This window comes from Pseudonocardia sp. Ae331_Ps2, assembly GCF_001932405.1.
Classification (GTDB): Bacteria; Actinomycetota; Actinomycetes; order Mycobacteriales; family Pseudonocardiaceae; genus Pseudonocardia.
The window spans coordinates 55,465-56,544 of record NZ_MCIM01000002.1; the positions used below are offsets into that span (position 1 = coordinate 55,465).

The 1,080-nt window shown below is 66.6% G+C and carries 1 pseudogene; it reads right to left on the reverse strand.

The annotated features are described in order from the left end of the window. Nucleotides 1-618: 618 nt before the first annotated feature. A pseudogene (locus Ae331Ps2_RS28630) lies at nucleotides 619-1,080 on the reverse strand (primase C-terminal domain-containing protein); the annotation flags it as partial.

Below are 1,080 nucleotides of genomic sequence, written 5' to 3' on the forward strand. Positions count from 1 at the left end.
GATCCGTCACACCCCCCTTGATCCGTCACAGGCAAAATCGGCTACTGACCTGCTCAAACGCTGAATCTGTGACGGGTGTGACGGGTCGTGACGGATGAGAGGCCGCTTCGGGACACCCCCGAAATTTCACTCTGTGTGACCGCCTGTGGAGGTCAGGTCCGAGGTGTGCAGGCGCAAGTGCCCCCGGTCTGGCAGCCGCAACGGCATGCCGTCGAGCAGCAGCGGGTCCGCTGCGGGGTGTCGTCGGTCGTAGTCGGGGCTTCGCCTGCGGTAACGGTCGTCATATAGCCAGGGAAGCATGTCAGCGGGGCGTGGGTCGAGACTTCGGGTCCTGGGTCATCCCGGCGGCCGCACGGGCCGCGTCCCACTCACCGTTACGGCGGGCATCGGCGAGGAGGCGACCGACGATGGCAGGGGTGTCACCGGTGCGAGCCGCGATTTCTCGGTAGGTCAGCCCTTGGAGGCGGAGTGCTACCACCGCCATACGGCGTGTTCTGGCTCGTTGTTCGTACTCGTCGCGCGGCTCGGCCACCATTCGAACAACCGTGGTGCGAGTGATCCCGAATTGCTCGGCTAGCTCGCGGGCTGTCCTGGTGCGCCGCCGCGGGACCCTCGCGGTCATAAGAGAGCCGCCGTCACTACCATGTCCCGAAGCTTATCGGAAGTGTCTGCCCGATCTTCGCCCCGTGCGTGTCCGCCGGGTCGGCTGTTTCCGGTGAGTCCGCCGTTGCGTCCTGATCCTTTTCGTCCGCGTGCGGCTTGGATGGCTCGGAATGCTTTGTCGTAGGCGGCGGGTCCGTCGTTCCACATTCGGGAGTAGCGGATGGTCCAGTCGGCGATGGATGTGGAGATGTGCCCGAGTTCGGTGACGCCGAGGGGGACGGCGAAGTCGGCGTTGCGGATGGCGACTTCCCGCGCGATCGCGGCGCGGTAGCCCTCAGGGTCGCCCCAGTGGTGGCGCATTTCCCGGTAGGCGTAGTGCCGGACACCGTGGAACAGGGTTTCGTTGCGGGAGTGCCCGACGGGGGTGCGGCGGCGTTGGTTGTGCCAGCCACGTCCGGGCATGTGCCCGGCCGGGGT